The sequence below is a fragment of the Paenibacillus sp. JNUCC 35 genome (genome assembly GCF_058269095.1).
On record NZ_CM177771.1, the window covers coordinates 6166424 to 6190122 of the forward strand.

The 23699-nt window shown below is 52.7% G+C and carries 25 protein-coding genes; all 25 read right to left on the reverse strand.

Annotation, left to right across the window (positions count from 1 at the left end; all coding sequences use genetic code 11):
• Window positions 1-74 precede the first annotated feature (74 nt).
• The 25 genes from spoIID to AC2TF6_RS28020 all read right to left on the reverse strand — a co-directional run bounded on the left by spoIID (window position 75) and on the right by AC2TF6_RS28020 (window position 23681).
• Window positions 75-1115: a stage II sporulation protein D gene (gene spoIID, locus AC2TF6_RS27900; protein WP_491309396.1), complete on the reverse strand. Its 1041-nt coding sequence runs from the start codon at window positions 1113-1115 to the stop codon at window positions 75-77.
• 250 nt (window positions 1116-1365) lie between these two features.
• Entirely contained in the window at window positions 1366-2688 is a 1323-nt protein-coding gene (gene murA / locus AC2TF6_RS27905; protein ID WP_491309397.1) for a UDP-N-acetylglucosamine 1-carboxyvinyltransferase, read from the reverse strand.
• Between the two features lie 165 nt (window positions 2689-2853).
• Window positions 2854-3105: a DUF1146 family protein gene (locus AC2TF6_RS27910; RefSeq protein WP_042233847.1), complete on the reverse strand. Its 252-nt coding sequence runs from the start codon at window positions 3103-3105 to the stop codon at window positions 2854-2856.
• 4 nt (window positions 3106-3109) lie between these two features.
• On the reverse strand, window positions 3110-5662 hold the full coding sequence (locus tag AC2TF6_RS27915) for a S8 family serine peptidase (protein WP_491309398.1): 2553 nt from the start codon (window positions 5660-5662) through the stop codon (window positions 3110-3112).
• 136 nt (window positions 5663-5798) lie between these two features.
• The gene (locus tag AC2TF6_RS27920) at window positions 5799-7313 is read right to left on the reverse strand and encodes an NADH-quinone oxidoreductase subunit N (RefSeq protein ID WP_491309399.1); all 1515 of its coding nucleotides are present in this window, start codon (window positions 7311-7313) and stop codon (window positions 5799-5801) included.
• 3 nt (window positions 7314-7316) lie between these two features.
• On the reverse strand, window positions 7317-8945 hold the full coding sequence (locus AC2TF6_RS27925) for a complex I subunit 4 family protein (protein ID WP_491309400.1): 1629 nt from the start codon (window positions 8943-8945) through the stop codon (window positions 7317-7319).
• Window positions 8935-10809: an NADH-quinone oxidoreductase subunit L gene (nuoL, locus tag AC2TF6_RS27930; RefSeq protein WP_491309401.1), complete on the reverse strand. Its 1875-nt coding sequence runs from the start codon at window positions 10807-10809 to the stop codon at window positions 8935-8937. Before nuoL ends, AC2TF6_RS27925 begins: the two co-directional genes overlap by 11 nt.
• Before the next feature lie 82 nt (window positions 10810-10891).
• Window positions 10892-11203 (reverse strand): NADH-quinone oxidoreductase subunit NuoK, encoded by a 312-nt coding sequence (gene nuoK, locus AC2TF6_RS27935; RefSeq protein ID WP_009676991.1) that lies wholly within the window; start codon window positions 11201-11203, stop codon window positions 10892-10894.
• 1 nt (window position 11204) lies between these two features.
• On the reverse strand, window positions 11205-11735 hold the full coding sequence (locus tag AC2TF6_RS27940; RefSeq protein WP_217562039.1) for an NADH-quinone oxidoreductase subunit J: 531 nt from the start codon (window positions 11733-11735) through the stop codon (window positions 11205-11207).
• Window positions 11728-12180 (reverse strand): NADH-quinone oxidoreductase subunit NuoI, encoded by a 453-nt coding sequence (gene nuoI / locus AC2TF6_RS27945; protein ID WP_042233867.1) that lies wholly within the window; start codon window positions 12178-12180, stop codon window positions 11728-11730. The genes AC2TF6_RS27940 and nuoI overlap by 8 nt, the downstream gene beginning before the upstream one ends.
• Before the next feature lie 55 nt (window positions 12181-12235).
• On the reverse strand, window positions 12236-13243 hold the full coding sequence (gene nuoH / locus AC2TF6_RS27950; protein WP_009676967.1) for an NADH-quinone oxidoreductase subunit NuoH: 1008 nt from the start codon (window positions 13241-13243) through the stop codon (window positions 12236-12238).
• Entirely contained in the window at window positions 13243-14340 is a 1098-nt protein-coding gene (locus AC2TF6_RS27955) for an NADH-quinone oxidoreductase subunit D (protein WP_009677012.1), read from the reverse strand. Before AC2TF6_RS27955 ends, nuoH begins: the two co-directional genes overlap by 1 nt.
• A gap of 4 nt (window positions 14341-14344) precedes the next feature.
• Window positions 14345-15316, reverse strand: coding sequence for an NADH-quinone oxidoreductase subunit C (locus tag AC2TF6_RS27960; protein WP_491309402.1), 972 nt, complete (start codon window positions 15314-15316; stop codon window positions 14345-14347).
• Window positions 15313-15831 (reverse strand): NuoB/complex I 20 kDa subunit family protein, encoded by a 519-nt coding sequence (locus AC2TF6_RS27965; protein ID WP_009676983.1) that lies wholly within the window; start codon window positions 15829-15831, stop codon window positions 15313-15315. Before AC2TF6_RS27965 ends, AC2TF6_RS27960 begins: the two co-directional genes overlap by 4 nt.
• Complete coding sequence (locus AC2TF6_RS27970; RefSeq protein WP_009677054.1) at window positions 15816-16181, reverse strand: NADH-quinone oxidoreductase subunit A; 366 nt, start codon at window positions 16179-16181, stop codon at window positions 15816-15818. Before AC2TF6_RS27970 ends, AC2TF6_RS27965 begins: the two co-directional genes overlap by 16 nt.
• A 190-nt stretch (window positions 16182-16371) precedes the next feature.
• A complete protein-coding gene (locus tag AC2TF6_RS27975) occupies window positions 16372-16776 on the reverse strand; it encodes a F0F1 ATP synthase subunit epsilon (protein WP_491309403.1) in 405 nt (134 codons plus the stop codon).
• A gap of 147 nt (window positions 16777-16923) precedes the next feature.
• Complete coding sequence (gene atpD / locus AC2TF6_RS27980; protein WP_491309404.1) at window positions 16924-18333, reverse strand: F0F1 ATP synthase subunit beta; 1410 nt, start codon at window positions 18331-18333, stop codon at window positions 16924-16926.
• 44 nt (window positions 18334-18377) lie between these two features.
• Window positions 18378-19241 carry an ATP synthase F1 subunit gamma gene (atpG, locus tag AC2TF6_RS27985; RefSeq protein WP_491309405.1) on the reverse strand — a complete coding sequence of 288 codons (864 nt, stop codon included), beginning with the start codon at window positions 19239-19241 and terminating at the stop codon, window positions 18378-18380.
• Between the two features lie 48 nt (window positions 19242-19289).
• Window positions 19290-20804, reverse strand: coding sequence for a F0F1 ATP synthase subunit alpha (gene atpA / locus AC2TF6_RS27990; protein ID WP_491309406.1), 1515 nt, complete (start codon window positions 20802-20804; stop codon window positions 19290-19292).
• A 16-nt stretch (window positions 20805-20820) separates the two neighbouring features.
• On the reverse strand, window positions 20821-21369 hold the full coding sequence (locus tag AC2TF6_RS27995) for a F0F1 ATP synthase subunit delta (protein WP_042233889.1): 549 nt from the start codon (window positions 21367-21369) through the stop codon (window positions 20821-20823).
• Window positions 21366-21851: a F0F1 ATP synthase subunit B gene (gene atpF / locus AC2TF6_RS28000; protein ID WP_218231346.1), complete on the reverse strand. Its 486-nt coding sequence runs from the start codon at window positions 21849-21851 to the stop codon at window positions 21366-21368. The genes AC2TF6_RS27995 and atpF overlap by 4 nt, the downstream gene beginning before the upstream one ends.
• Window positions 21852-21961: 110 nt before the next feature.
• Window positions 21962-22174 carry a F0F1 ATP synthase subunit C gene (gene atpE, locus AC2TF6_RS28005; RefSeq protein ID WP_009677035.1) on the reverse strand — a complete coding sequence of 71 codons (213 nt, stop codon included), beginning with the start codon at window positions 22172-22174 and terminating at the stop codon, window positions 21962-21964.
• A gap of 106 nt (window positions 22175-22280) precedes the next feature.
• Window positions 22281-23060, reverse strand: a complete 780-nt coding sequence (gene atpB, locus AC2TF6_RS28010; RefSeq protein ID WP_405080913.1) for a F0F1 ATP synthase subunit A — start codon at window positions 23058-23060, stop codon at window positions 22281-22283.
• Window positions 23061-23086: 26 nt separating this feature from the next.
• Window positions 23087-23455: an ATP synthase subunit I gene (locus tag AC2TF6_RS28015; RefSeq protein ID WP_103996922.1), complete on the reverse strand. Its 369-nt coding sequence runs from the start codon at window positions 23453-23455 to the stop codon at window positions 23087-23089.
• Window positions 23448-23681 carry an AtpZ/AtpI family protein gene (locus tag AC2TF6_RS28020; protein ID WP_009677071.1) on the reverse strand — a complete coding sequence of 78 codons (234 nt, stop codon included), beginning with the start codon at window positions 23679-23681 and terminating at the stop codon, window positions 23448-23450. Before AC2TF6_RS28020 ends, AC2TF6_RS28015 begins: the two co-directional genes overlap by 8 nt.
• Window positions 23682-23699 lie beyond the last annotated feature (18 nt).

A 23699-nucleotide genomic window follows, 5' to 3' on the forward strand; every position in this document is an offset into this window, starting at 1 on the left:
GTTATCACCTCAATAACCATTGTTGACACGTTTGAGAGTTTTATACATTTGCCCTAAAGAAATTCTAGCAGGTCTTATTTTTGAGTTTTCTTGTTCAGTAGAGTGGAAGCGGAAGTCAGTTTTGCGCCGGGATAGTAATAAGAGGCGATTTCCGCGGCTTTCTTCCCTTCTTTGGCCATTCCGTTCGCTCCCCACTGGCTCATTCCGACTCCATGTCCGTACCCTTTTACCGTAAATGTCCAATCCGCTTCGCTCAAAGCCGCTTCAAAATCGGTAGAGTTGAGACCCAGTTTCTCTCTTATTTCTTTTCCCGTAAATGCTTTGCCCGCTATCATGGCGGTCTTGACCCGTTTGGACTCCGTCCGTTCCAGAACTTTTATGCTGCCCGAATTTAAGGACGATGAAGCCGGAAGCCCCATCTTTTGAAGAATGTCTTTATAGGAAAGGGTTACGGTTTGTTTGAATTTGGGCGAAAGCTTCTCATCCCACGGGCTGCTGACCGACTTCAGATAAGGAACATCGGACCCCCACACATTGCGGACATCCTCCGTATACCCGTTGGAGGTGGAGAAAAATGTGGCCTGAATCGGCTTCCCCTCGTAGGTAAGAATGAGATCGGCCGTGGTCTTTACGGCGGCGTCGATCTTTTTGTTGTTCGACTCGTACGCCTTGCCTGTCCATTGTTTCTGAAGCTGGTCGTCGGTCAGGTAGGCCTGATGCTGAATCGTGTCCGTGACCCATGCTTCCTTGACGGGGACGTTGCTGAAATCTCCCGTTAAAATCCGGCGTACGATATAAGTACGCGCCGCAATCGCCTGAGCTTTGAGAGCCTCTTCCGAAAACTCCGCAGGCATCTCCGCCGCCACAACTCCTTTCACATACTGCTCCAGACTTACTGTCTGAATCTGCTTCTGCTTGGAGAGGTAGACCGGAACCATAACCATGCCGGCGGATGAAGAGACTGCTTCGGTGTCACGAGGATCCGCAAAAGTGCCGGTTTGCTGTTTGACGACCACGGCGGGAAGCAAAACGGTGACCAGCAGCAAACCCGAAACCGCAATGCCCGTCCAAAGCAGTGCCGGCTGTTTGAGCTTTGAACGTCTCTTAAACTTCATAGATGGCCTCCGTAAATGTTCCGTTCCGTCTTTAGTATCGAGAAGGATAGCGGGGAGCCGCCCTTAAGGAATGGCTGCTCCAAATCCGCTGTCAGCAGATGCTCCAATCGTCCTCTCTCTGCGGAACGGGATTACTCTCATCTTATGAAGGTATTTACTAGATTAGAACGAAAAAACCGGCCCTCCGATAGGAGAGCCGGCTTTCCTTATATCTGATTGGATCCGTTAGCGGATCACGAAAGTACAGTGCTTAAGCCCAGGTAGGCTGAACGGCGAACAGTCCGATTTCTTGCGGTTTCTCCTGCTCTTCTTCCTGCGGGACGACCCGTTGAATATCGGCACCCACTGAACGGAGCGCGGAGGTAATATCCACGTATCCCCGGTCGATATGGTGAAGTCCGGTAATCTCGGTCTCTCCCTCGGCTACAAGAGCGGCCAGAATCAAAGCGGCACCCGCGCGGAGGTCGGTCGCACAAACTTTGGCGCCCTTAAGCTTATTGCTGCCGCTCACGACAGCCGTACGGCCGTCGACTTTAATCGAGGCGTTCATGAGCATAAATTCGTCCACGTGCATGAACCGGTTCTCGAATACCGTCTCGGTAACCAGGCTCGTGCCGTCCGCAACCAGCTGGAGCGCCATCATCTGAGACTGCATATCCGTCGGGAAGCCGGGATACGGCAGTGTCTTGATGTCGGCCGCGCGCAAAGGTTTATCGGCACGGACGAGAATTCCGTTCTCGTCCTCTTCCACGTGTACGCCCATTTCCTGCAGCTTCGAAATCACAGGGCGCAGGTGATCGCCGATGGCGCCCTCCACGTACAGTTCACTGCGTGTAATCGCAGCGGCGATCATATAAGTACCCGCTTCGATACGGTCCGGTATGACGCTATGTACCGCGCCCTTCATTTTTTCCACGCCTTCAATGCGGATGACGCCGGTACCGGCACCCCGGACAACTGCGCCCATCGCATTCAAGTAGTTGGCCAGATCGACGATTTCGGGCTCTTTCGCCGCGTTTTCGATAATCGTCGTGCCCTCGGCCAGAGTAGCGGCCATCATAATGTTCTCGGTCGCGCCTACACTGGCGACGTCGAGGTAAATCTTCGCGCCTTTGAGGCGCTTCTCCACCCTGGCTTCGATGTAGCCTTGACCCAGCTCGATCTCCGCTCCCATGGCTTCAAAGCCTTTAAGGTGCTGGTCGATCGGGCGCGTGCCGATAGCACATCCCCCCGGAAGGGAGATACGGGCTTTGCCCAGGCGGGCCAAAAGTGGTCCCATCACGAGAAAAGAAGCCCGCATTTTACGAACGAGCTCGTAAGAAGCTTCGCACGTCTCGATCGCTTGAGCGTTTACTTTCACGCTGTGATTATGATAGCTGAGCTGCAGGCCCAGGCTTCTAAGTACCTTGTTAATTACAAGTACATCGTCAAGCGGAGGAGCGTCATGTATGACACTTTCTCCTTCCGCAGCCAAAATTGATGCCGCAATGATGGGCAGTACAGCGTTTTTGGCGCCGTTAACTTTAATCTTGCCGGCTAATTTACGGCCACCGCGGACGATAATTTTGCTCATCTCGGTCCCTCCGCGTCTTAATTTATCGTTCTAAATCGGGTAAAACGTGACTGTCGGTCTATGTCGTCATGAACACACCATTCATACAGTTCGGAATGGGGTCTGGGTTTGGCACCGTTGTACTACCATTGTTTACAAGTCTAAGCGATGTTATTCGACAAAATGTCAAAAAATTCCGTTTAATCCTACAGACCATTCCAGATACTTCAAGAAAAAACTGGCTACCAGGTAACCGAGTCCGATGGACATAAACACTTGCAGCATCTTGGCTGCGGGACTTCGCGGCTGCTTCAGCAGCACATCGAATCGGAACTGCTGGAGTGCCCACCACGACAGTCCCACGGCGACTAAATATACAACAATATTGATTAGGGGCATTTGCGGAACAACAGTTGTCAGTTCTTCCATATTCGACATGTTTCTACCTCTTCCTCCCGAAAACATTCGAAAACCGGGACAAAAGGGCTGCAAATTCGGCCCGGGTCGCCTGATTGTCAGGGCGGTAAGTCCCATCCGGGAATCCCCGAATCCAGCCGTCCCCGGACATTTGCTTCAGAATGCCGACACCCCAATACCGGTCGTTAACGTCCAGGAAAGGAGAACGCCCGCGGTATTTGCCTGCCATTTGCATCGTATTCGCAATCACTTGCGTCATTTCCATCCGGGTCAGAGGCTGATCCGGTCGGAAATGCCCATCCTCATATCCGTCCATGTAACCGGCCATTGTTGTCCTTGCAATGGAATCATAGGCCCAATGGCTGCTGCTGAGATCCGGATAATCGACCGGCCTGTTCTTATCCAGGCGGAATCCGTTCGCCAGCATTACAGCGGCCTGTGCGCGGGTGATCGGCAGGTCAGGGTAAAATTTGTAGCTCCCGTCTCCGTCGATAACATGCCTGCTGGCCAGGTCTGCGATAGCCTTCTCGGCCCAATGTCCGTGAATATCGGAAAATCCGGCAACGAGAGGCTGTGCGGCCGCATTCAGCTGATACATCTGCTGAGTCGCAGCCCTGTCACTCTGCAGCTTGATATAATACAAGCCTGCCGGCAAGCGCCTGTCAAGAACGAGATTCTCGGCAACCCCTTCGCTGCTCTTGCTGTCGAGCTCCTTCAGGGTGTGATCGTACAGCGTGAACGCCATATCGCATCCCCGCTGGAGAGAGCCGAACTTCAGCTGCACCAGACTTTCCTGCTCCAGCCGGAATTGAAACCAATCCAAATCCGAAGCACTCTCTATAACGCCGGGACGATCTTCATGCAGTGTCAGTGCCGTAGCCTGGTAGGGCTTATTATTGGGTTCATTCGGGTCAATCAGCTTAGGTGTATAATCAACCGATAGCGTATACTCCCCCATCACCGGCTGCGTATTGTCCTTCACATTGCTGATCCGGATGTAATAGTCGCCTGGCGTGACATTCATAAGAGGGGTCGCCTCGGTCGCTCCTTCTCCAAACTGGTCAAAAGTTGTCGATTTTTCTCCCTTTTTCTGAATCAATACTACCGGGTCTATTCTAGCGGTATCCACGGAAGTTTTCAAGCGGAGAGTACCGGATTTCTTAAAAGAAATCATAAACCAATCCTGATCGTTCTCCTGATGAAAGGTGCCCTTCACAATCTGGCTTCTCGCAGGCAGGGAAGTCGCTTTATACTGATGGTCGTTATCTTCAAAAGCGTCTTGATAAATCTGGAAGTCGGTCTGCAGCGTATACAGGACTGCTCCTGCTCTACCCGGATCAAGAAGACTTGCAGCGATTTTGCTCTTTCCCTTCTGAACAGGCAGAGTCACAACCGGATTCTGAGGGTCCGTGGTGAATACCTCTTCTGCCTCTTTATTATCCCGAAAATACCGAATAGAAACAGGACTAGCATCACTTGTTTTTAAGACAAGCTTCACAAAACCGTCGTAGGGACTATCCAGTGTAAACCAATCGGTATCTTTGCCGGAGCTGAAATCCGCATGGATGAGAGTGTGTACGGGCAGCATGGGCGCATGGCCCGAATCGTCATTCGGCTCGAAACGGTCACTCAGAAGCGGCTCCTTCATCAGGCGGTCTACCCGCAGGAGCCCGAAGCCTGTTGTCGCATCCCATCCGGGCGATTCCAGATCCTCTGCCGTCTGCTTGATGAGCTCCCTGAGCTGCCAGGGCTCCAGGTAAGGGGCGCGGCCCCATAACAGCGCCGCAGCGCCCGCCACCTGCGGAGCGGCCATCGACGTGCCCTCCTTGCTCTCGTAGCCTCCGCCTTTGGCGGTGGTGTACACCTGCCAAGGCGCCACGAGGTCAAGATCCGGTCCGTAGTTCGACCGGTCGTCCGCGAGGCGCGCGGAGGTCATGCCGCCTACCCCGAGCACCGTCGGGTACGCGGCGGGATACTTCACGCTGCCGCCTTCGTTGCCGGAGGCGGCGACAAGAAGCACGCCGCGCTCCTCGGCGTAGCGGACCGTGCCGGCCATGAAGCTTGAATATTTGTTCAAGCCCAGTGAGAGCACGACGATCTTGGCTCCGTGATCGACGGCATAACGGATGCCTTCGCCGAGCTTGGTCTCCCCGCCCGTACCGTCCGCTTCCAATGCCTTGATCGGCATAATCTTCGCGTTGGGCGCGATGCCGGCGATGCCTTTGTCGTTGTTCATCTTGGCGGCGATAATCCCGGCCACGTTCGTACCGTGGCCGTTATCGTCCTGGGGTTTCTCCTGCGGATTAAGCAGGTTCGCTCCCGGGACGAGTCTGCCTTCCAGATCGGGATGCGTCAGATCGACGCCCGTATCCACGACCGCCACGATGACGGGTTCATCGCTATCGCCTGCCTGCGCCCAGCCTTCATCCATATGTATGTCATCCAAATAGGTTTGTTTCACCCGCAAAGGATCGCTGGAAACCGGATACGCCTGTACATTCGATATGCCGACGGTCCATACGAGCAGTACAATCCCGAGCCATCCATACATCCATTTATATCGAAATTTTCGGTTCATTTAGAGAGTCCTCTTTCGGTCATTTTAAAAAAAATAATAAGCCCGGATAGTTTTACGCCGTCTAATCGAAGATAAAAACAATAAAAATAAGCCCCTCCACTGCCCAAACAGCGGAGAAGCTTATATTATATCAAATTTATGACAGGATTAGGAGGTCCCTAGTCAAACTGAATATCCGGTCGATATAAGCGAGCAGATATCCGGGAACGAGTCCCAGCAATAACGTCAAGCCGGCACATATCCATAGGGTGATTCCGAGGGGAACCGGCACGCTTACGGGCCGGTCTTCAAGGTCGGCGCGCATGAACATTTGCCGGATAATGCCGAAGTAATAATAAAACGAAATGACGCTCGTGATCATCATAACGGCACCGAGCCAGTACAGATGCGCCTGCATGGTGCCAAACAGCAGATACAACTTTCCAAAAAACCCCCCAGAAACCGGAATGCCCGCAAGCGACAGAAGAAGAACGACAGCGGCCGCAGAAGTCCAGGGGGCACGGTAATAAAGACCGGCAAACCCTTTGGTCTCGTCATCTCCGGTCGATTTTTCTATAATCAGAAGGACCGCGAAGGCGCCGATATTCATCAGAATGTAGGCGGTCAGATAAAAGAAAAATTTGGAGAAGTTATCCACCTGCACCAGATTGATGTGGACGGCCAAAGGAACGAGCAGATAACCGGCATTGGCAATTCCGGAATAAGCCAGCAGCCGTTTAACGTTTTTTTGCCGCAGCGCGACTGTGTTGCCCCAGATCATGGCGGTTGCCGCTACCACCGACAGGGCCAGGAAGATGTCTTTCTGAAGCCCTTCGTCCCCGAACTGTCCTAAGGCAAGAAGCACATAAAAGACCCTGAACAGGATGGCAAAAGCCGCCCCTTTGGATATAACGGCGAGAAAAGCGGTGACCGGTGTCGGGGCTCCCTGATAAACATCCGGTGCCCACGAGTGGAAAGGCGCGGCCGCTATTTTGAAACCGAACCCCGCCAAGAGCAGGAAGAAAGATACATACAGGAGCGGTTTATAACTCTCGTAGCCTGCAACGATGGCCGCCTGTATCGCCCCCAGGTTCGTTGTTCCCGCAATTCCGTAAAGGAATGACATTCCGTATAAAATAACGGCGGACGATATTCCGCCCAATATGACATACTTGAACGCGCCCTCGTTGGACCGGGTGTTTTTCTTTTTCATGGCGACAAGCACGTAAGAAGTAATACTCAGAAGCTCCAATCCTACGAATAGCGTGATGAGATCGGCGGAGGAAGCCATCACCATGGCACCCAGCACAGCCGGCAACAGGAAATAATAATATTCCCCGACATGCGGTATCTCCTCGTCTTCCACACTTCCCAGACTCATCAGAATAATCAGCGCGGTTCCGCCGAGGAACGCCAATTTCAACAGGTTTCCGAAATCGTCTACGCGGTAGCTTTCGTTAAGGAGCACAATTGCCTGACCGGGATTAAGCTGGGCAATGACAAAGGCGATAGAGACCGCAATACCGGCGAGGGAAAGCCAGCCGATCCATTTCCGGTTGACCCCCTTCGGCAAAAACAGGTCGAGCACCGACAGCAGGATAGCCGTGATCACCAGCGTCATTTCCGGGAGCAGATGCGCTAAATCCTGTACATGAATTCGTATCGGTTCCACGTTCTATCCCCCTATCTTCCCAGCTAAGCTGTGAATCGTCTGATGAAACCCGTTTACCGTCTGCTGCAAAGGCTCGCTCAGTATACCCGGATACACGCCTAGCAGAAGAATGAAAGCGACCAGCGCAATCATCGGCACAGCTTCTATAAACCGGGCATCCGGCAGTCCCTTGAACCGTTCCGGCAGAGGTCCGTACGTCATCTTCATGACCCCCCGCAGCACATAAGCGGCCGTCAGGATAATGCCGACTGCACCTATAATCGCCAGAATCCGGGCCGTACCGAACAAGCCGATAAACGCCAGCAGCTCGCTCACGAAGCCGGAAAGTCCCGGCAGACCGAGGGAAGCAAGCCCTCCCACAAGCAGAATAGCGCTAAGAAAAGGCATGGATTTCGCCAGCCCGCCCAGCTTGCCTAGTTCCGTCGTGGAGGTCCGTTCGTAAATACTGCCGACGAGCAGGAACATGAGAGCGGAAATCAGGCCGTGAGAAACGAGTTGGAAAATCGCTCCCTGCATGCCGATCGGATTAAAGGCCGCCAAGCCCAGCAGTACAATGCCCATGTGGCTGATACTGGAATATGCGAGCACTAGCCTGAACTCATTCTGGACAAAAGCCAGCAGGGCTCCGTACAAAATGTTGATGACACCCAGCAGGGCGAGTACCCATGCCCAATCCTGCGCTTGCGCCGGAAACAGCAGGATGCCGAAACGAATGAGTCCGTAAGCGCCCATTTTCAGCAAAATACCCGAGTGAATCATCACCACCGGAGGCGGAGCTTCCGTGTGCACCTTGAGCATCCAGGTGTGAAACGGAAAAATCGGCAGCTTGATGCCGAACGCGATGAGCAGCATGACCAGGAGGGCCGTTTTCATGCCCCCGCTCAAGAAGAACGGATTTTCCGCTTGAGGATTAGGCGACACCTGATTCACCAGGGCGGCCGGGTCCTGCAGCAGGTTATGTACAATCGTCTGGATATCGCCGCTGTAGAATACGGTCAGCTGATTGCCCGTGATCTGCTGGGAAATTCCCGCCGTCGTGACGAGAATAACGAACGCGACAAGCATGATGGCCGAGCCGAGTCCGTTGTAAATCAGAAAGCGGCCGGCTGCCTTTTCCCGGTCTACGCGGCCCCAGATTCCGATCAGGAAAAACATCGGAACGAGGGTGACTTCGAAAAAGAGGAAGAACAGAAACAGATCCTGGGACGTAAACACGCCGAAAACGCCGACTTCCAGCAGCAGCAGCCAGATCGAATATGCCTTCCATCTTTTTTTGATGTAGATCGAAGCGAAGGCGGCCATGGTAAACACTAACGCGGTGAGGAAAACGAGCGGCATCGACAAACCGTCAACGGCCAGATGGTATTGAACGGTCCAGTAGAAGCTGGTGAGACCTTCGACCCCTTCTTTGTTGAGAGGGATACGGATCCAGTCCAGCTGCTCTTTGAACTGCATCCCTGACGCTCCGTTGGAATAAGCCGCATACAGCCATACGCTGAGCAGAAGCGGGATTCCGGTCGCCGCCATGCATACAGCCTGGAGCGCTTTCTTGTTCTCCTTCGGCAGAAAAAGGAGGACGAGCACGCCGAGCAGTGGGGAAAACACGATCAGACTAAGCAGGTTAGCCGACATGGATAAACCTCCTTCCGGCTACAGCAAGGATGAGAACAAGCAGGCCGAGCAGGGTGATCAGGCCGTAGGTCTGGACCTGGCCGTTCTGCAGACGTGAGCCCGTTCGGCCTAGTCCGACGGCGGCTGCGGCCACGAGCCGGACGGCACCGTCCACGATAAACGTGTCTACGGCCTGCAAGAGATACCCGATTCCCCGCAGCGGGAGGACAATGACCGTCTGGTAAATTTCGTCGATATAATATTTACGACGCACGAGATTGTACAGCCATGGAAACTTTGCGGAGAACACAAAACTTCCCGGCTTCCTTGCGTACAGCAGGTAGCCCAGAACGAGGCCCAGAACGCCCGCCGCCGTAGAGAGAAGCATCACGCCCGCGTGAACGGCCTCTTCTTCGGTCCTGCCTGTCAGCCAGTTGCCGAACCACCCGCTCCACGGGGTGTACAGAAAGCCGGCAAGAGCGGCGGGAACCGCCAGCAGAAGGAGCGGGAGCGTCATAGAGGCCGGAGATTCGTGGACCTCTTGACCGCTGCGCGATTTGCCCCAGAATACCAGGAAAAAGAGCCGGGCCATATACAAGGCCGTAAAGAAAGCACCGACGATGCCGATCCAGAACAGCAACGAATTCGTCTCGTAAGCCTGGGACAGAATCGCGTCCTTGGACCAGAAACCGGAGAACGGAGGAATTCCGGACAAGGCCAGCGTTCCGATCGCGAAGGTCCACGCCGTAATCTTCATCCTTCCGCCGATTCCGCCCATTTTGGTAATATCCTGCGTGTGTACGGCATGAATAACGCTGCCCGCACCCAGAAACAGGAGAGCTTTAAAGAACGCGTGCGTGAACAAATGGAATATTCCCGTCGTATACGTAGCGCTCACTCCAAGCGCCATCATCATATACCCCAGCTGGGATACGGTCGAATAGGCGAGAATCCGTTTGATATCGTTCTGCGCCGTTCCGATTGTCGCTGCGAAAATCGCCGTAAAACCCCCGACATAAGCGACGACCTGCATGGCCGTATCCGACGCGAGGAAAACATCGAACGTACGGGCGACCAGATAAACCCCGGCCGCCACCATAGTCGCGGCATGAATAAGCGCACTGATCGGAGTAGGGCCTTCCATCGCATCGGGCAGCCAGGTATGCAGAGGGAATTGCCCCGATTTTCCCATGGCTCCCATAAAGAAGAGAAGCGCGATCCATGTTGCTGCGGAGCCTTCCACCTGACCGCTTGTAAACGCGTTTTGTACCGAATTAAAATCCAGCGCATGACCCGGCATGCTCCAAAACAGAAGCAGAATTCCGATAAACAATCCGAAATCGCCTATTCTTGTCACGATAAAAGCTTTTTTTGCGGCAGCCTTAGCCTCGGGTTTCGTATACCAAAATCCGATCAGCAGGAACGAACAGACTCCGACAAGTTCCCAAAATAGATAAAACTCCACCAGGTTGACTGAAATAACCAGTCCCAGCATCGCAAAAGAAAAGAGCGCTATGTAGCTGAAAAACACATGTACCCGTTCGTCGTCCTTCATATATCCGATCGAATAGATATGGACCAGCAACGATACGAGCGTGACAACAATAAGCATGATCGCGTTTAAATTATTGACCTCGAAGCCCAGGCTCACCGCAAAATCGCCCGCCCGCAGCCACTGGAAACCGTTCCAGGTGTAGTCTTGAACGCCTTTTCCAAGTCTCTCGATAAGAATGAGAAGGGCCACAACAAACGAAGCGAAGATGGCGGCCGTACTCAGATAAAGGCCTGTTCTTCTTGCCGACCTGCCCGAAGCGGTTATCAGAGCATAGGCCAGGAGCGGAAACAACGGGATGAGCCAGGCATATTGCGAATAAACGGAAATCATATTTTTCCTTTCCTCCTTCAAGGCCATGACGTTAGACAGCTCTGCCAATCAAAGATGAGGATAAGAGCCGCACCATTCGCCGCTAATGCTTCATGGAGTTCATTTCATCCACGTTGCCCGTTCCCTTATTGCGGTAGAGAGCGATCAGGATAGCGACGCCAACAGCCGCTTCCGCTGCCGCTACCGTGATGGTGAACAAGGAAAAAACTTGCCCGGTCAGCGCAGGCTGCGCGCCCATTTTGGCGAATGCGACCAGATTCAGGTTCACGGCGTTGAGCATCAGCTCGATGGAGAGGAGAACGATGACACCGTTCCTCTTGGACAAAGCCCCGTACAAACCGATACAGAACAAAATGGCCGCCAGAGTCAGATAAGGAGTCACGACACTTGTCACGTTAATCCTCCTCTCTTTTGGCAACGACAATCGCTCCGATAAAGGCGACCGTCAGCAGCACGGACATAATTTCGAACGGAATGACGTATTCGTTGTACAGCAGTTTTCCGATCTCAAGCGTATTATCCTGCCCGGTCTGAAGAGAGCCTGCGGCGGACGGAAACGTCGTATTTTGAATCGCATAGAAAAGGATGCCGAAGAGTCCCAGCGACCCGATACCGAGCAGAATCTTCTGAACCGGCCCGCTCTTGGCCTTCTCTTCAGCCCTGTGGTTGGTCATCATAATGCCGAAAATCATCAGGATCGAGATGGCTCCCGCATAGATCAGAATCTGGACAAAACCGACAAACTCCGCTTCCAGCAGCACATACAACCCGGCCAGACTCACGAACGTAAAGGCAACGGACAGCACCATATGAACCACTTTCGTGAAAGTGATCATATAGATGGCGCCCCCGATCGCACAGATGGCAAACAGAAGGAACCACCAGTTCTCCCCCTGCGACAAAAAGCTCCCTAAACCGCTAAACATCCTTCTTCGCGCCTCCTTTGGGAAGGGCGGAGTTATTTTCTTTACGCACCAGCGTGTTGTTGTCCGTAAGCCACTTCATATCTTTAAACAGCTCGTCACGGCTGTAGGCGCTCAATTCAAAGTGGTTGGTCATCACAATCGCTTCGGTCGGACAAACTTCCGTGCAGAGATCGCAAAGGATGCAGATTTCAAAATTGATATCGTAGGTGTCGATAATTTTGCCCTTTTTGTCGGGATCCGGATTGGGCTTCCCCGTCAGGGTAATACACTCCGTGGGACACACTTTCGCGCACATATTGCAGACAATACATTTGTCCGGTTCGAAATGCTGGATTCCCCGGAACCGGTCCGGCATTTGCAGGGGCACATCGGGATAAGCGTACGTTACTTTTTTCTGGGTCATCGTTTTGAGTGTAACGCCTAATCCTTTGATAAGACCTTTCATTGGCCCTCTCCTCCTTTTACGACTTCGACTTCATAGAACAACGGCAGCGGCCGCGTTACCCGGTAAGACCCATGTAGAGAGCCGTTATAAAAATATTGAGCAGCGCCAGAGGCAAAAGAACCTTCCAGCCGAGTCCCATCAGCTGATCAATCCGGATTCGGGGCAAAGTCGCCCTGATCCAGAAAAAGAAGAAGACAATGAACGAGAATTTAAGCAGAAACCAGACAATGCCGGGAATAAAAGTGAGAAAAGCAAAAGGAGCGTGCCAGCCGCCCAGGAAAAGGACCGTCGTTAAAGAAGCGATCGCAAAGACGTACACATATTCCGCAAGCATGAAGAAAGCGAAACGGAATCCGCTGTATTCGACATGGTAGCCGGCTACAAGTTCCGATTCGGCTTCAGGCAGGTCAAACGGGGTGCGGTTCAGCTCCGACACGCCCGCAATGACGAAGACGATAAAACCGACGATCTGGGGGAGGAAGTTCCAGTTCCAGAAGTTGTCGCCCTGGGCTTCCACGATTTTATGAAGGTTCAAGGTGCCGGTCATCATGATGACCCCGATCACGGAAATGACGAGAGGAACCTCGTAGCTGATCATCTGAGCGGCTGACCTCATGCCGCCGAGCAGGGCATATTTGTTGTTGGAAGCCCAACCGCCGAGAATCATTCCCAGGGTGGAAATACCGGACAACGCTACGTAATAAAGAAGGCCGACATCAAGATCGGCATGAATGAGATTCGCCGTGAACGGAATCGTCGCCACAACGACGAACGCCGGGATAAACGTAAGCACAGGCGCGAGAATGAACAGCTCCCGGTCCGCTTTGCGCGGAATGGTATCTTCCTTGATGAGCAGCTTAAACACGTCAGCGACCGTTTGCAGCAGTCCCAGCGGGCCTACACGGTTCGGGCCGTATCTCCCCTGCATCCAGCCGATGACTTTTCGCTCGAAGTAGATGGCATACGTTACGAATCCCAGGATGATAAGAAGCAGCACAACGCCGTAAGCCGCGAAAATAAGCCCCGTCGTCCATGTCAGCGGTTGTCCGACCAGATCCAGCATCAGCCGTCCACCTCCCCTACAACGATATCAATCCCGCCGAGAATGGTAATCAGGTTCGTCATGGTTTCCCCGACCAGCAGCTTCGGTAAAATTTGAAGATTCACGAAGGAGGGGCGGCGGAACTTCAACCGGAACGGTTCGGGCCGCCCTTTGGACATAATAAAACAGCCGATTTCCCCCCTCGGTGATTCGATCGGCGCATAAATATCGCCTTCCGGCGGCTTGATGACCCGGGGGGCTTTTCCCATCGTATCGCCTTCGGGAATCTGATCCAGCGCCTGTTCGATGATACGCAGGGATTGAACGATCTCTTCCATTCTAATGAGATAACGGTCGTAGCAGTCACCATTGGTTCCTACCGGTACGTCAAAATCGAAACGATCATAGATGCAGTAAGGCTGATCCTTACGCAAGTCCCATTTCACGCCGGTACAACGCAGGTTCGCTCCGCTTAATCCGTAAGCAATAGCCGTATCGGCATCGTAACGGCCCACGCCTTTGATCCGAGCGAGAAAAATTTCATTGCCGCTGACAAGACGGTCATACTCTTCCAGCTTACTCTTCATGTAAGGAATAAATGCCCGGATTTTGTCCAGCCAGCCTTCCGGGGCATCCCATTTGACCCCGCCGACACGCATATAGTTGTAGGTAAGTCTAGCGCCGCACAGTTCATTGAAAAAGTCGATGATCATCTCCCGGTCGCGGAACGCATAAAGAAACGGGCTCATCGCCCCGATATCCAGCAAATAAGTTCCCCACCAGACCAGATGACTGGCAATCCGCTGAAGCTCCATGACCAGAATACGCAAATATTCGGCTCTTTCCGGTATTTGCAGGCCAAGCATCCGTTCGACCGCATTGACCAGCACATAATTGTTTGTCATGGCCGAAACGTAATCCATCCGGTCCGTATAAGGAATAATTTGCGTGTAATTGAGATTTTCCGCAAGTTTCTCGGTACCGCGGTGCAGGTAACCCATTACCGGGATCGCCTCGCGGATAATCTCTCCGTCCAGCTTGACGATAATCCGGAATACCCCGTGGGTACTCGGATGCTGAGGCCCTACGTTAAGCAGCAGTTCTTCTGTCCGTAACATAACGCTACACCTCCGGGTCGTACGCTTCGTAATCTTTGCGCAGCGGGTGGCCGACCCACTCGTCCGGCATCATGATGCGCGTCAGGTTGGGATGGCCGGGAAAATCAATGCCCAGCAGGTCATAGATTTCCCGTTCGTTCCAGTCCGCGGTCGGCCATATGGAAGCGACGGAGGGAACGGACGGAGCCTCCCGCTCTGTGCGCACGCGGACTCCGTATTCTTTGCGCAGCGGGATAGAGAGCAGATGGTAAACCACTTCCAGCTGGTTGCCGAGGTCTATGCCGCTCACGCTGCGCAGGTAGCCGCACTGCAGCTCCTCGTGCTGCAGGAAGACCTCCGCGGCACGCACCCAGTGCTCGCCGCGGATAACCACGAAGGGACGGTGGCCGTCGATCTCGTTGATGAACGCTTCATCAACGGCGTTTTCGGCCACCTCTCCCTTCAAGATCTCGACCAGCCGGTCCAGCAGCGGCTGGTTCGGGGACGGCGGCTTCGGCGGGGCATCCTCCGCCGGAGCCGCGGTTTTGGCGGCGCGGGCCGCCGCACGGGCTGCGCGAGCTTCGGCGGCGGCTGTCGCTTTGTCGCCGCCGTCCTCGGCCGCTGCGCCCTCAGTCGGGACAGCACCGCTCACCGCGGCCGGAGCCGTGCCGCCGGCTTCAGCGGCAGCGGTGCTTCGCGCTGCCGCACGGTTTGCGTCCGGGCGCTGTGCAGCACCGGACGCCGGGGTTTCCGGCGCCGATTCGCCGGTGCCCGCCGCCGAGGCGCTCTGCTCGGACGAACTGGCCGGAGGCGTTGTGCCGTCCCCCGCTGATCCTGTGCTCGCTGGACTTGTATGTAACTCGTTATTTTCTTCTTTCGACAAAATCCCTTGTTTTTCCTTATATTCAATTGTATTCGCTTCCAATTTGTCGTCTGATTTTGTCGGTTTTGATCGAATATCGGTTTCCTGCGGATTTTCCTTTTCCTTATCGGTCACAGGTTCGTCACCTGCTTTCCGGTTTTCGCCTCGTAACGGATTTTCTCCTGAAGCTTATTGATTCCATAAATCAATGCCGCCGGATTCGGTGGACAGCCCGGAATATATACATCAACCGGAACCACCTGATCGACGCCTTTTACAACCGCATAAGATTTTACGTACGGACCGCCCGCTGTAGCGCAGGATCCCATCGCAATGACCCACTTCGGTTCCGGCATTTGATCGTACAGACGACGCAGCAGCGGAGCCATTTTCTTCGTCACCGTGCCGGCCACGATCATCACATCGGATTGGCGGGGAGATGTCCTGAAAATCACGCCAAAACGGTCCAGATCATAATGCGATGCGCCCGTACCCATCATTTCGATGGCACAGCAGGCAAGGCCGAAAGTGAGCGGCCACAAGGAATTGCTCCTTGCCCAGGCTTTGACTTGCTCCAGGGTTGTCATAAACACGTTACGATCCAGTTCAGCCCGATCCTCCGGAGTTATCGACTCTAAATTGAAGTCCATTGCAGCACCTTCTTCTTCCAAGCATAGAGTAGCCCGACACCGAGAAGCAGGACAAAAATACACATTTCCACCAGTGCAAACAGCCCCAGCTTGTTATACGCCACGGCCCACGGATACAAAAATACGGTTTCTACATCGAAAATGACAAACATTAAGGCGAAAAGATAATACCGGATATTGAACCTGACCTGACCTTCCCCTACTGGCTCATTTCCGCTTTCGTAAGTGGTCGCCTTGTCTTCGTTCGGCTTGTTGGGTCTAAGCCATCTGCCGATCGTAAGAGCTGCAACCGGAAGCAAAATGCCGAGTGCGACGAAAATGGCTACGATCACATACTTTACCGCGTACATCTGCTTGAAACCGCCTCCATTTTCATAAGAAATCTTGAATCATCTCATAAATTTTGGTAATGTAACGCCTTTCCAATTATAGCATACGCTCAAAAAATGTGTCTAATGAAAATGATTTTAGATGTAAGCGTATACTTTCCAGAGAAAATAAAAAAACAGAAGACGCATGAACGTCCTCTGTTTTTCTTGCTTATTTATGCTCGTAAACCCCGATCCGGTTCAACGCCCGTTTAAGAGCAAGCTCGGCGCGCTGGAAATCAGCTTCGTCCTTCTTACCCGTTAAACGTTTTTCGGCGCGTTCCTTCGCAGACTTCGCACGTTCGATGTCAATGTCGCCAGGCAGCTCCGCACTTTCCGCCAGAATGACAACCTTATTTTTGCGCACTTCCATGAAACCGCCGTTCAAAGCGACAGTTTCTTGTTTGCCATTCTCAAGTTTGATCGTGGCGGGTGCGATTTTCAAGGGTGTCACAAACGGAATGTGGTTCGGAAGAATGCCAAGTTGGCCTTCGATGCCGTCGACACTTACCATGTGAACATTCTGGGTATATACGATGCGCTCCGGAGTTACGATTTCCAAAAGGAAAGTACTCACGCTCATTCCTCCCCAGAACTTTCGCTAGAAAGTTCGTTCGCTTCGTAAGCTTTTCACCATGTCAGAGAGAAGCGCTCTGCGAGAGATCCTCTCCCCGACTCGGTTCAAACCCGGGAAAGCAGGCAGATGCCCGCATGACCCGATTGCTTATACCATCGTTCTTGCCTTTTCAACGGCCTCATCAATCGAACCTACGTTAACGAAAGCTGCTTCCGGCAGATCGTCATGCTTACCGTCAAGCAGTTCTCTAAAGCTGCGTACGGTTTCTTTAACCGGGCAGTAGAGACCTGGCATACCGTTAAACGCTTCGGCAACGTGGAGCGGTTGGGACAGGAAGCGTTCTACGCGTCTTGCGCGGTTAACGGCAATTCTGTCTTCTTCGCTCAACTCGTCCATACCGAGGATCGCGATAATATCTTGAAGTTCTTTGTAACGCTGAAGCAGACGCTTAACGCCTTGTGCCACTTCATAGTGCTCTTCGCCTACTACCTGAGGAGTCAGGATACGGGAAGAGGAAGCAAGCGGGTCAACGGCCGGGAAGATACCTTTCGCGGCAATAGAACGCTCGAGGTTAGTCGTTGCGTCCAAGTGGGCAAACGCAGTTGCCGGAGCCGGATCAGTGTAGTCATCCGCCGGTACGTAGATCGCTTGAATCGACGTTACGGAACCTTTGGTCGTGGAAGTAATACGCTCTTGAAGCTGACCCATTTCGGTTGCCAGCGTAGGCTGGTAACCTACCGCGGACGGCATACGTCCGAGGAGGGCGGAAACTTCGGAACCCGCTTGTGTGAAACGGAAGATGTTGTCGATGAACAGAAGTACGTCACGGCCTTCCACATCACGGAAATACTCGGCCATAGTCAGGCCGGAAAGAGCAACACGCAGACGCGCGCCAGGAGGTTCGTTCATCTGACCGAACACCATTGCGGTCTTGGCGATAACGCCGGAATCACTCATCTCGTGATAGAGGTCATTACCTTCACGTGTTCTTTCACCTACGCCGGCAAATACGGAGATACCGCCATGCTCTTGCGCGATGTTATGAATAAGCTCTTGCATGGTTACGGTTTTACCTACACCCGCGCCACCGAAGAGACCGATCTTTCCGCCCTTCATGTAAGGAGCAAGAAGGTCGATAACCTTGATACCCGTTTCCAGCATCTCAGCTTGAGTCGTCAGGTTGACATACTCAGGAGCTTGCTTGTGAATCGGGGATGTCAGGGTCCGGTCCGCAGGACCTTTACCGTCGATCGGATCGCCCAGTACGTTATATACACGGCCCAGTGTAGCAGGACCGACCGGTACGGAGATAGCGGCACCGCTATCGATAGCTGCCATTCCGCGCACGAGACCGTCCGTGGAAGACATAGCTACACAGCGTACTTGGTTGTCGCCAAGGTGCACGGCAACTTCAACTGTCACTTCGCTGTTTTCTTGATCAGCGGATTGAGCAGTTTTTTGAATTTTAATGGCATTCAGAATCTCGGGAAGATGTCCACGTTCGAACTCGATGTCGACAACCGGTCCCAAGACCTGAACAACACGTCCTTTGCTCATTGTATTTCCCTCCTGTACTCAAATGCTTAGTTCCGCACTGCGCCTTAGTTCAATGCGTTGGCACCGGCAACAATCTCCGAGATTTCCTGAGTAATTGCCGCCTGACGTGCACGGTTATAGGAAAGTGTAAGCTCTGCAATCATCTTCGTCGCATTCTTCGTCGCGCTACCCATAGCGGTCATACGCGCGCCGAATTCGCTCGCTTTGCTTTCCAGCACGGCGCTGAAAATGACCGTTTCCGCATACTTCGGAAGCAGTACTTCCAGAACGCCTTCGGCGGAGGGCTCATATTCGTAGGAAGAGACAGCGCTGCTGCCGGACTCCGGCTGCTCGAGCGGCAGCAGTTTTTTCTCAACCGGCGTTTGCGTAATTGCGTTATGGAACTGGTTGTAATAAACGTACAGCTCGTCGTAATTGCCGTCGATGAAGTTCTGTACAGCGGACGAAGCGAGCTGCTTAATATCGGCGAACGTCGGAGAATCGCTGAGACCTGTGACTTCGTCAAAGACCGGGATGTTTCTCCGCTTGAAGAAATCCTTGCCTTTACGGCCAACAACGAAAACCGCATATTCATCCGTAGATTTATGCCGCTCACGAATAGCATTTAACGCCTTCCGAAGCACGTTGGCGTTAAAACCGCCAGCGAGTCCGCGGTCTGAAGTCAAGACCAGATATCCCGTGCGTTTGACTTCACGAACCTGGAGCATCGGATGCTGAACGCCCTTCGAGCCTGCAGCCACACTAAACACCACTTCGCGGATCTTATCCGCATAAGGACGGGATGCCTCCGCATTGTTCTGGGCGCGCTTCAGCTTGGAAGCCGCGACCATCTCCATCGCTTTAGTGATCTGCCTTGTGTTCTGTTTGCTCTTAATCTGACGCTTAATCTCGCGTATACCCTTAGCCATACTGTTTCACCCCCTGCAGCTTGATTATGGAATCGCAAATTCTCATAATTATTCGGATACCGAGAATCCTTTGAGGAATGTCTCGATAGCTGCAACCAGCGCTTTTTCCGTGTCGGAAGTAAGATCCTTCGTGTCACGGATGGAGCTGGCGATTTCCGGTTTGTTGGCATCGAGGTATGCAAGGAATTCTTTTTCGAAACGGGTAATGTCTTTAACCGGCAGTTCATCCAGGAAGCCTTTAGTAGCGGCATAGATGCTGATAACCTGTTGTTCTAAAGGCATCGGCTCGTTAATACCCTGCTTCAGGATTTCCAGTGTACGCTCACCACGGTTCAGACGGGAAACCGTTGCTTTATCAAGGTCGGAACCGAACTGCGAGAAAGCAGCCAATTCGCGATATTGGGCAAGGTCAGTCTTCAGGGTACCGGCAACTTTCTTCATGGCTTTCACTTGAGCGGAGCTACCTACACGGGATACGGAGATACCCACGTTGATAGCCGGACGCTGACCGGAATAGAACAGGTCGGATTCCAGGAAGATTTGACCGTCCGTAATGGAAATTACGTTAGTCGGAATGTACGCCGATACGTCACTCGCTTGAGTTTCGATGAATGGAAGCGCCGTGATGGAGCCTCCGCCCAGCTCGTCGTTCAGCTTAGCTGCACGCTCAAGCAAACGGGAGTGAAGATAGAATACGTCACCCGGATAAGCCTCACGGCCCGGTGGACGACGGAGGAGCAGGGAAAGCTCACGATAAGCGGCAGCTTGTTTGGACAGATCGTCATAAACGATCAGGACATGCTCGCCTTTGTACATGAAGTATTCGCCCATTGCGCAGCCGGAATAAGGAGCCAGGAAGAGCAATGGAGCCGGTTCGGAAGCACTCGCGGTTACGACGATCGTGTAGTCGAGAGCGCCGTTGCGGCGGAGTGTATCCACTACGTTGGAAACGGTGGACTGCTTTTGACCGATGGCCACGTAGATACATTTCACGCCGTTGCCTTTTTGGTTGATGATCGTATCGATGGCAATCGCCGTTTTACCGGTTTGACGGTCACCGATGATCAGCTCACGCTGGCCGCGGCCGATCGGTACAAGCGCGTCAATCGCCTTGATACCGGTCTGCATAGGCTCGTGTACGGATTTACGCGCCATAACGCCAGGAGCCGCGGATTCAACCGGACGGTATCCGGAAGCTTCGATCGGTCCTTTGCCGTCAATCGGCATACCCAGTGCGTTAACAACGCGTCCGAGCAGCGCTTCGCCTACAGGCACCTGCATGATGCGGCCTGTACGCTTAACTTGGTCACCTTCGCGGATGTCGGAATACGGTCCGAGAATGATGATACCTACATTGTTTTCTTCCAGGTTCTGCGCCATGCCCACAACGCCGTTGGCGAACTCGAGAAGCTCACCGGCCATGACGTTCTCCAAGCCGTGCACACGAGCGATACCGTCACCGATAGTGATAACCGTACCGACTTCAACGACTTGCAGATCTGCTGTATAATTTTCGATTTGCTGCTTAATCAGCGTGCTGATTTCATCAGGTCTGATACTCAACGAACCTCACCCCTATCTACATTGCTTGAGCTTGTTTCAGCGATTTTTCCAAACGTTCGAGTTTGCCAGCCAAACTGCCGTCGTATAGACGGTCACCGATCCGAACAGTAATGCCGCCAAGCAAGCTCGGGTCGACTACCGTCTGTACACGAATTTGTTTGCCGGTCATACGGCTAAAGTTGTCTGCAATTTCCTTGACTTGTACTTCAGACAGCGGCAGGGCTGTGTAAATTGTAGCGTCTGCCTGGCCAAGCGACTCGTTGGAAATCTGAACAAAGTCGGACAGTACAATAGGAAGCAGGGATTGCCGTCTTCTATCGATCAGGAGTTTAATCGTATTCATAACGAGCGGAGAAATCCGATCCGCAAAGATGTTCGACAAAAGCTGACGTTTCGCAGGCACGTCGATATTCGGATGATCCAGAACGCTGCGCAATTCCGCATGGTCCTGGATCGTCTGAACAATCTCGGTCAGTTCAGTTTCAACTTGAGCGACCGCGTTCTGCTCCTTCGCAGCTTCAAAAAGTGCTTTCGCATATCTTTTCGCTACCACGATGTCACTCATTTAGATCCCCCTACCTCATTCAGGTAATGGTTCACCAATTCTTCCTGTGACTTTTCGTCAACTTGCTTTTCAATAATTTTAGAAGCGATCATAACGGACATAGCGCTAACTTGCCCGCGCAGTGCTGCAACCGCTTTGTTTTTCTCGCTTTCGATCTCGCGTACCGCTTCTTCTTTCACGCGGTCCGCTTCGCTTTTCGCTTTATCGACGATTTCTTCGGCTTGCTTGGAGCTCGTCAATTTAGCTTGCTCGATCATTTGGTAAGCTTCTTTACGTGCCTCTTGAATTACCTGCTTCTGTTCTTCGAGCATTTGCTCGGCTTGAACACGACTTGCATCAGCAGAGTTCATCTGGTCGGCAATCAGCTTTCTGCGCTCTTCCATCGTTGCGAGCAACGGACCGAAGGCGTATTTGCTGAGCACCCAGTATAGAATTCCGAACGCGACAAGCGCGAATACGAACGATTCCCAATTCCAAGACATTCGAGTCACTCCTTTCCGTAACTGTGTGCTGGGGCGATTCTTCAAAAACCTAATTCATAGCGAAGGCGCGGATGGCTCAGGCCTTCCCCGCCCAACCGAGGCTATGTGAATTATTTGAAGAAAATCAGGAAGCCCAGAACGACACCGATAATCGGAACAACCTCGACGATACCAACACCGATAAACATTGTTGTTTGCAGAGTACCGCGAAGCTCAGGTTGACGAGCGATACCTTCTACTGTCTTGCTTACGATCAGACCGTTACCAATACCAGCGCCAAGTGCGCCCAAACCGATTGCTAATGCTGCTGCCAGGAATTCCATGAAAAATTTCCTCCTCAGAAAATAGGTTTTGTACCTGTAATGTGTATATGGATCCCACGCCTTGCGGAAGCCGCGCAGAGCTGCTAATCGCAGCTGAGCCGATCATTTAGTGATCTTCATGATGAACGGTAGCTTGGGAAATGTAAACCATGGTAAGGATGGTGAACAAGAATGCCTGGATGGCACCTACGAAGATACTGAAGCCCTGCCAAACGGCGAGAAGCGGTATCCCTACAACACCCAGCATCATAATGGTGGAGATCAGAACCTCACCCGCAAAGATGTTCGCGAACAAACGAAGAGCAAGCGTCAACGGCTTGGAGAGCTCTTTAATGATGTTCAGCGGCAGGAAGAACCAGAACGGCTCAAAGTAATGCTTCAGATAATGTTTCGTGTTCTGTGTCAAACCGAGTGTATTCGTCATAACAAACACCATCAGGGCGAGTGCGGACGTTACGGAAAGGTCGGCTGTCGGTGATTTCCACCAAGCCACAGAAGCATGCTTGCCTGCTGCCTCCAGCTCATGAATACGGGCATCCGTCAAGACTTGCTGACCGAATAGCGTAAATCCATGATGATGGTCGGTTACGATACCGAACGGAAGACCGAGAAGGTTGGAGACGAAGATAAACATAATTAATGTCAATCCTAACGAAATGTAGGACTTTGCCTTGCTGAGCGGCATCGTACTCGCAATCGTGTTATGAACGAACTCAACGACCCATTCCATAAAGTTTTGCAATTTGGAAGGTTTGTCGACGGACAGGTTCCGCACGGACAGAAGAGCCAGGACTAACACAACCACGCAGGATACGATAATCGCCAAAAAGGTTGAAATGTCAATATCGATACCATTTTCGAAGTGTAGCACGGGAAACTCATGCATTTTCCAATTTCACCCCTTTCCATGCATTACGGTTTGTGTGGACGACTCAAAATGCCGACTAGCAAAAGTATAAATGGAACCAAAAAGCAACCAATAATGGTTGAGGCGATATCAAGGTGTTGTGGAAATTTAAGCGCAATCATAACGGCAAGGAGCACGGTAGCCAGACGGCTTAAAAATCCGAGACTCATACGCTGTGCGCCCCGCTCCGCAACGGTTTTGCCGATCAAATCGACTCTGCGCTGAAGGAGCAAAGCATTGATGCCGCTTGCAACCGCACCTACTGATAATCCTGCAGCTACCGTGCGTACGGAAGGGACAAGCGCCCAGACCAGTAAACATGCGGCGAGAAGCAGAAGTGCGATACGCATAGCTTTCTTGAGCAGGTCATTCATCGGGTTCCTCCAGAAACTTCTTAAGCAGCATGATAACCGAAGCGATCCCCGCGAAGAGACCGAGCATCACGCCTGCTACTATCCAGCTTCTCGGACCGCCAAAACGCTGGACTGCGAAGTTCGCGGCGAAGTAGCCGAGCAGTGTACAGATAGCGATATCAAGCCCGAGTGCGCCTACAAGGCCGGCCGCCCTCCAAGGATTATCGCGGTTTCCTTTGTTTTTCATGGCTTTGACCCCTATCAA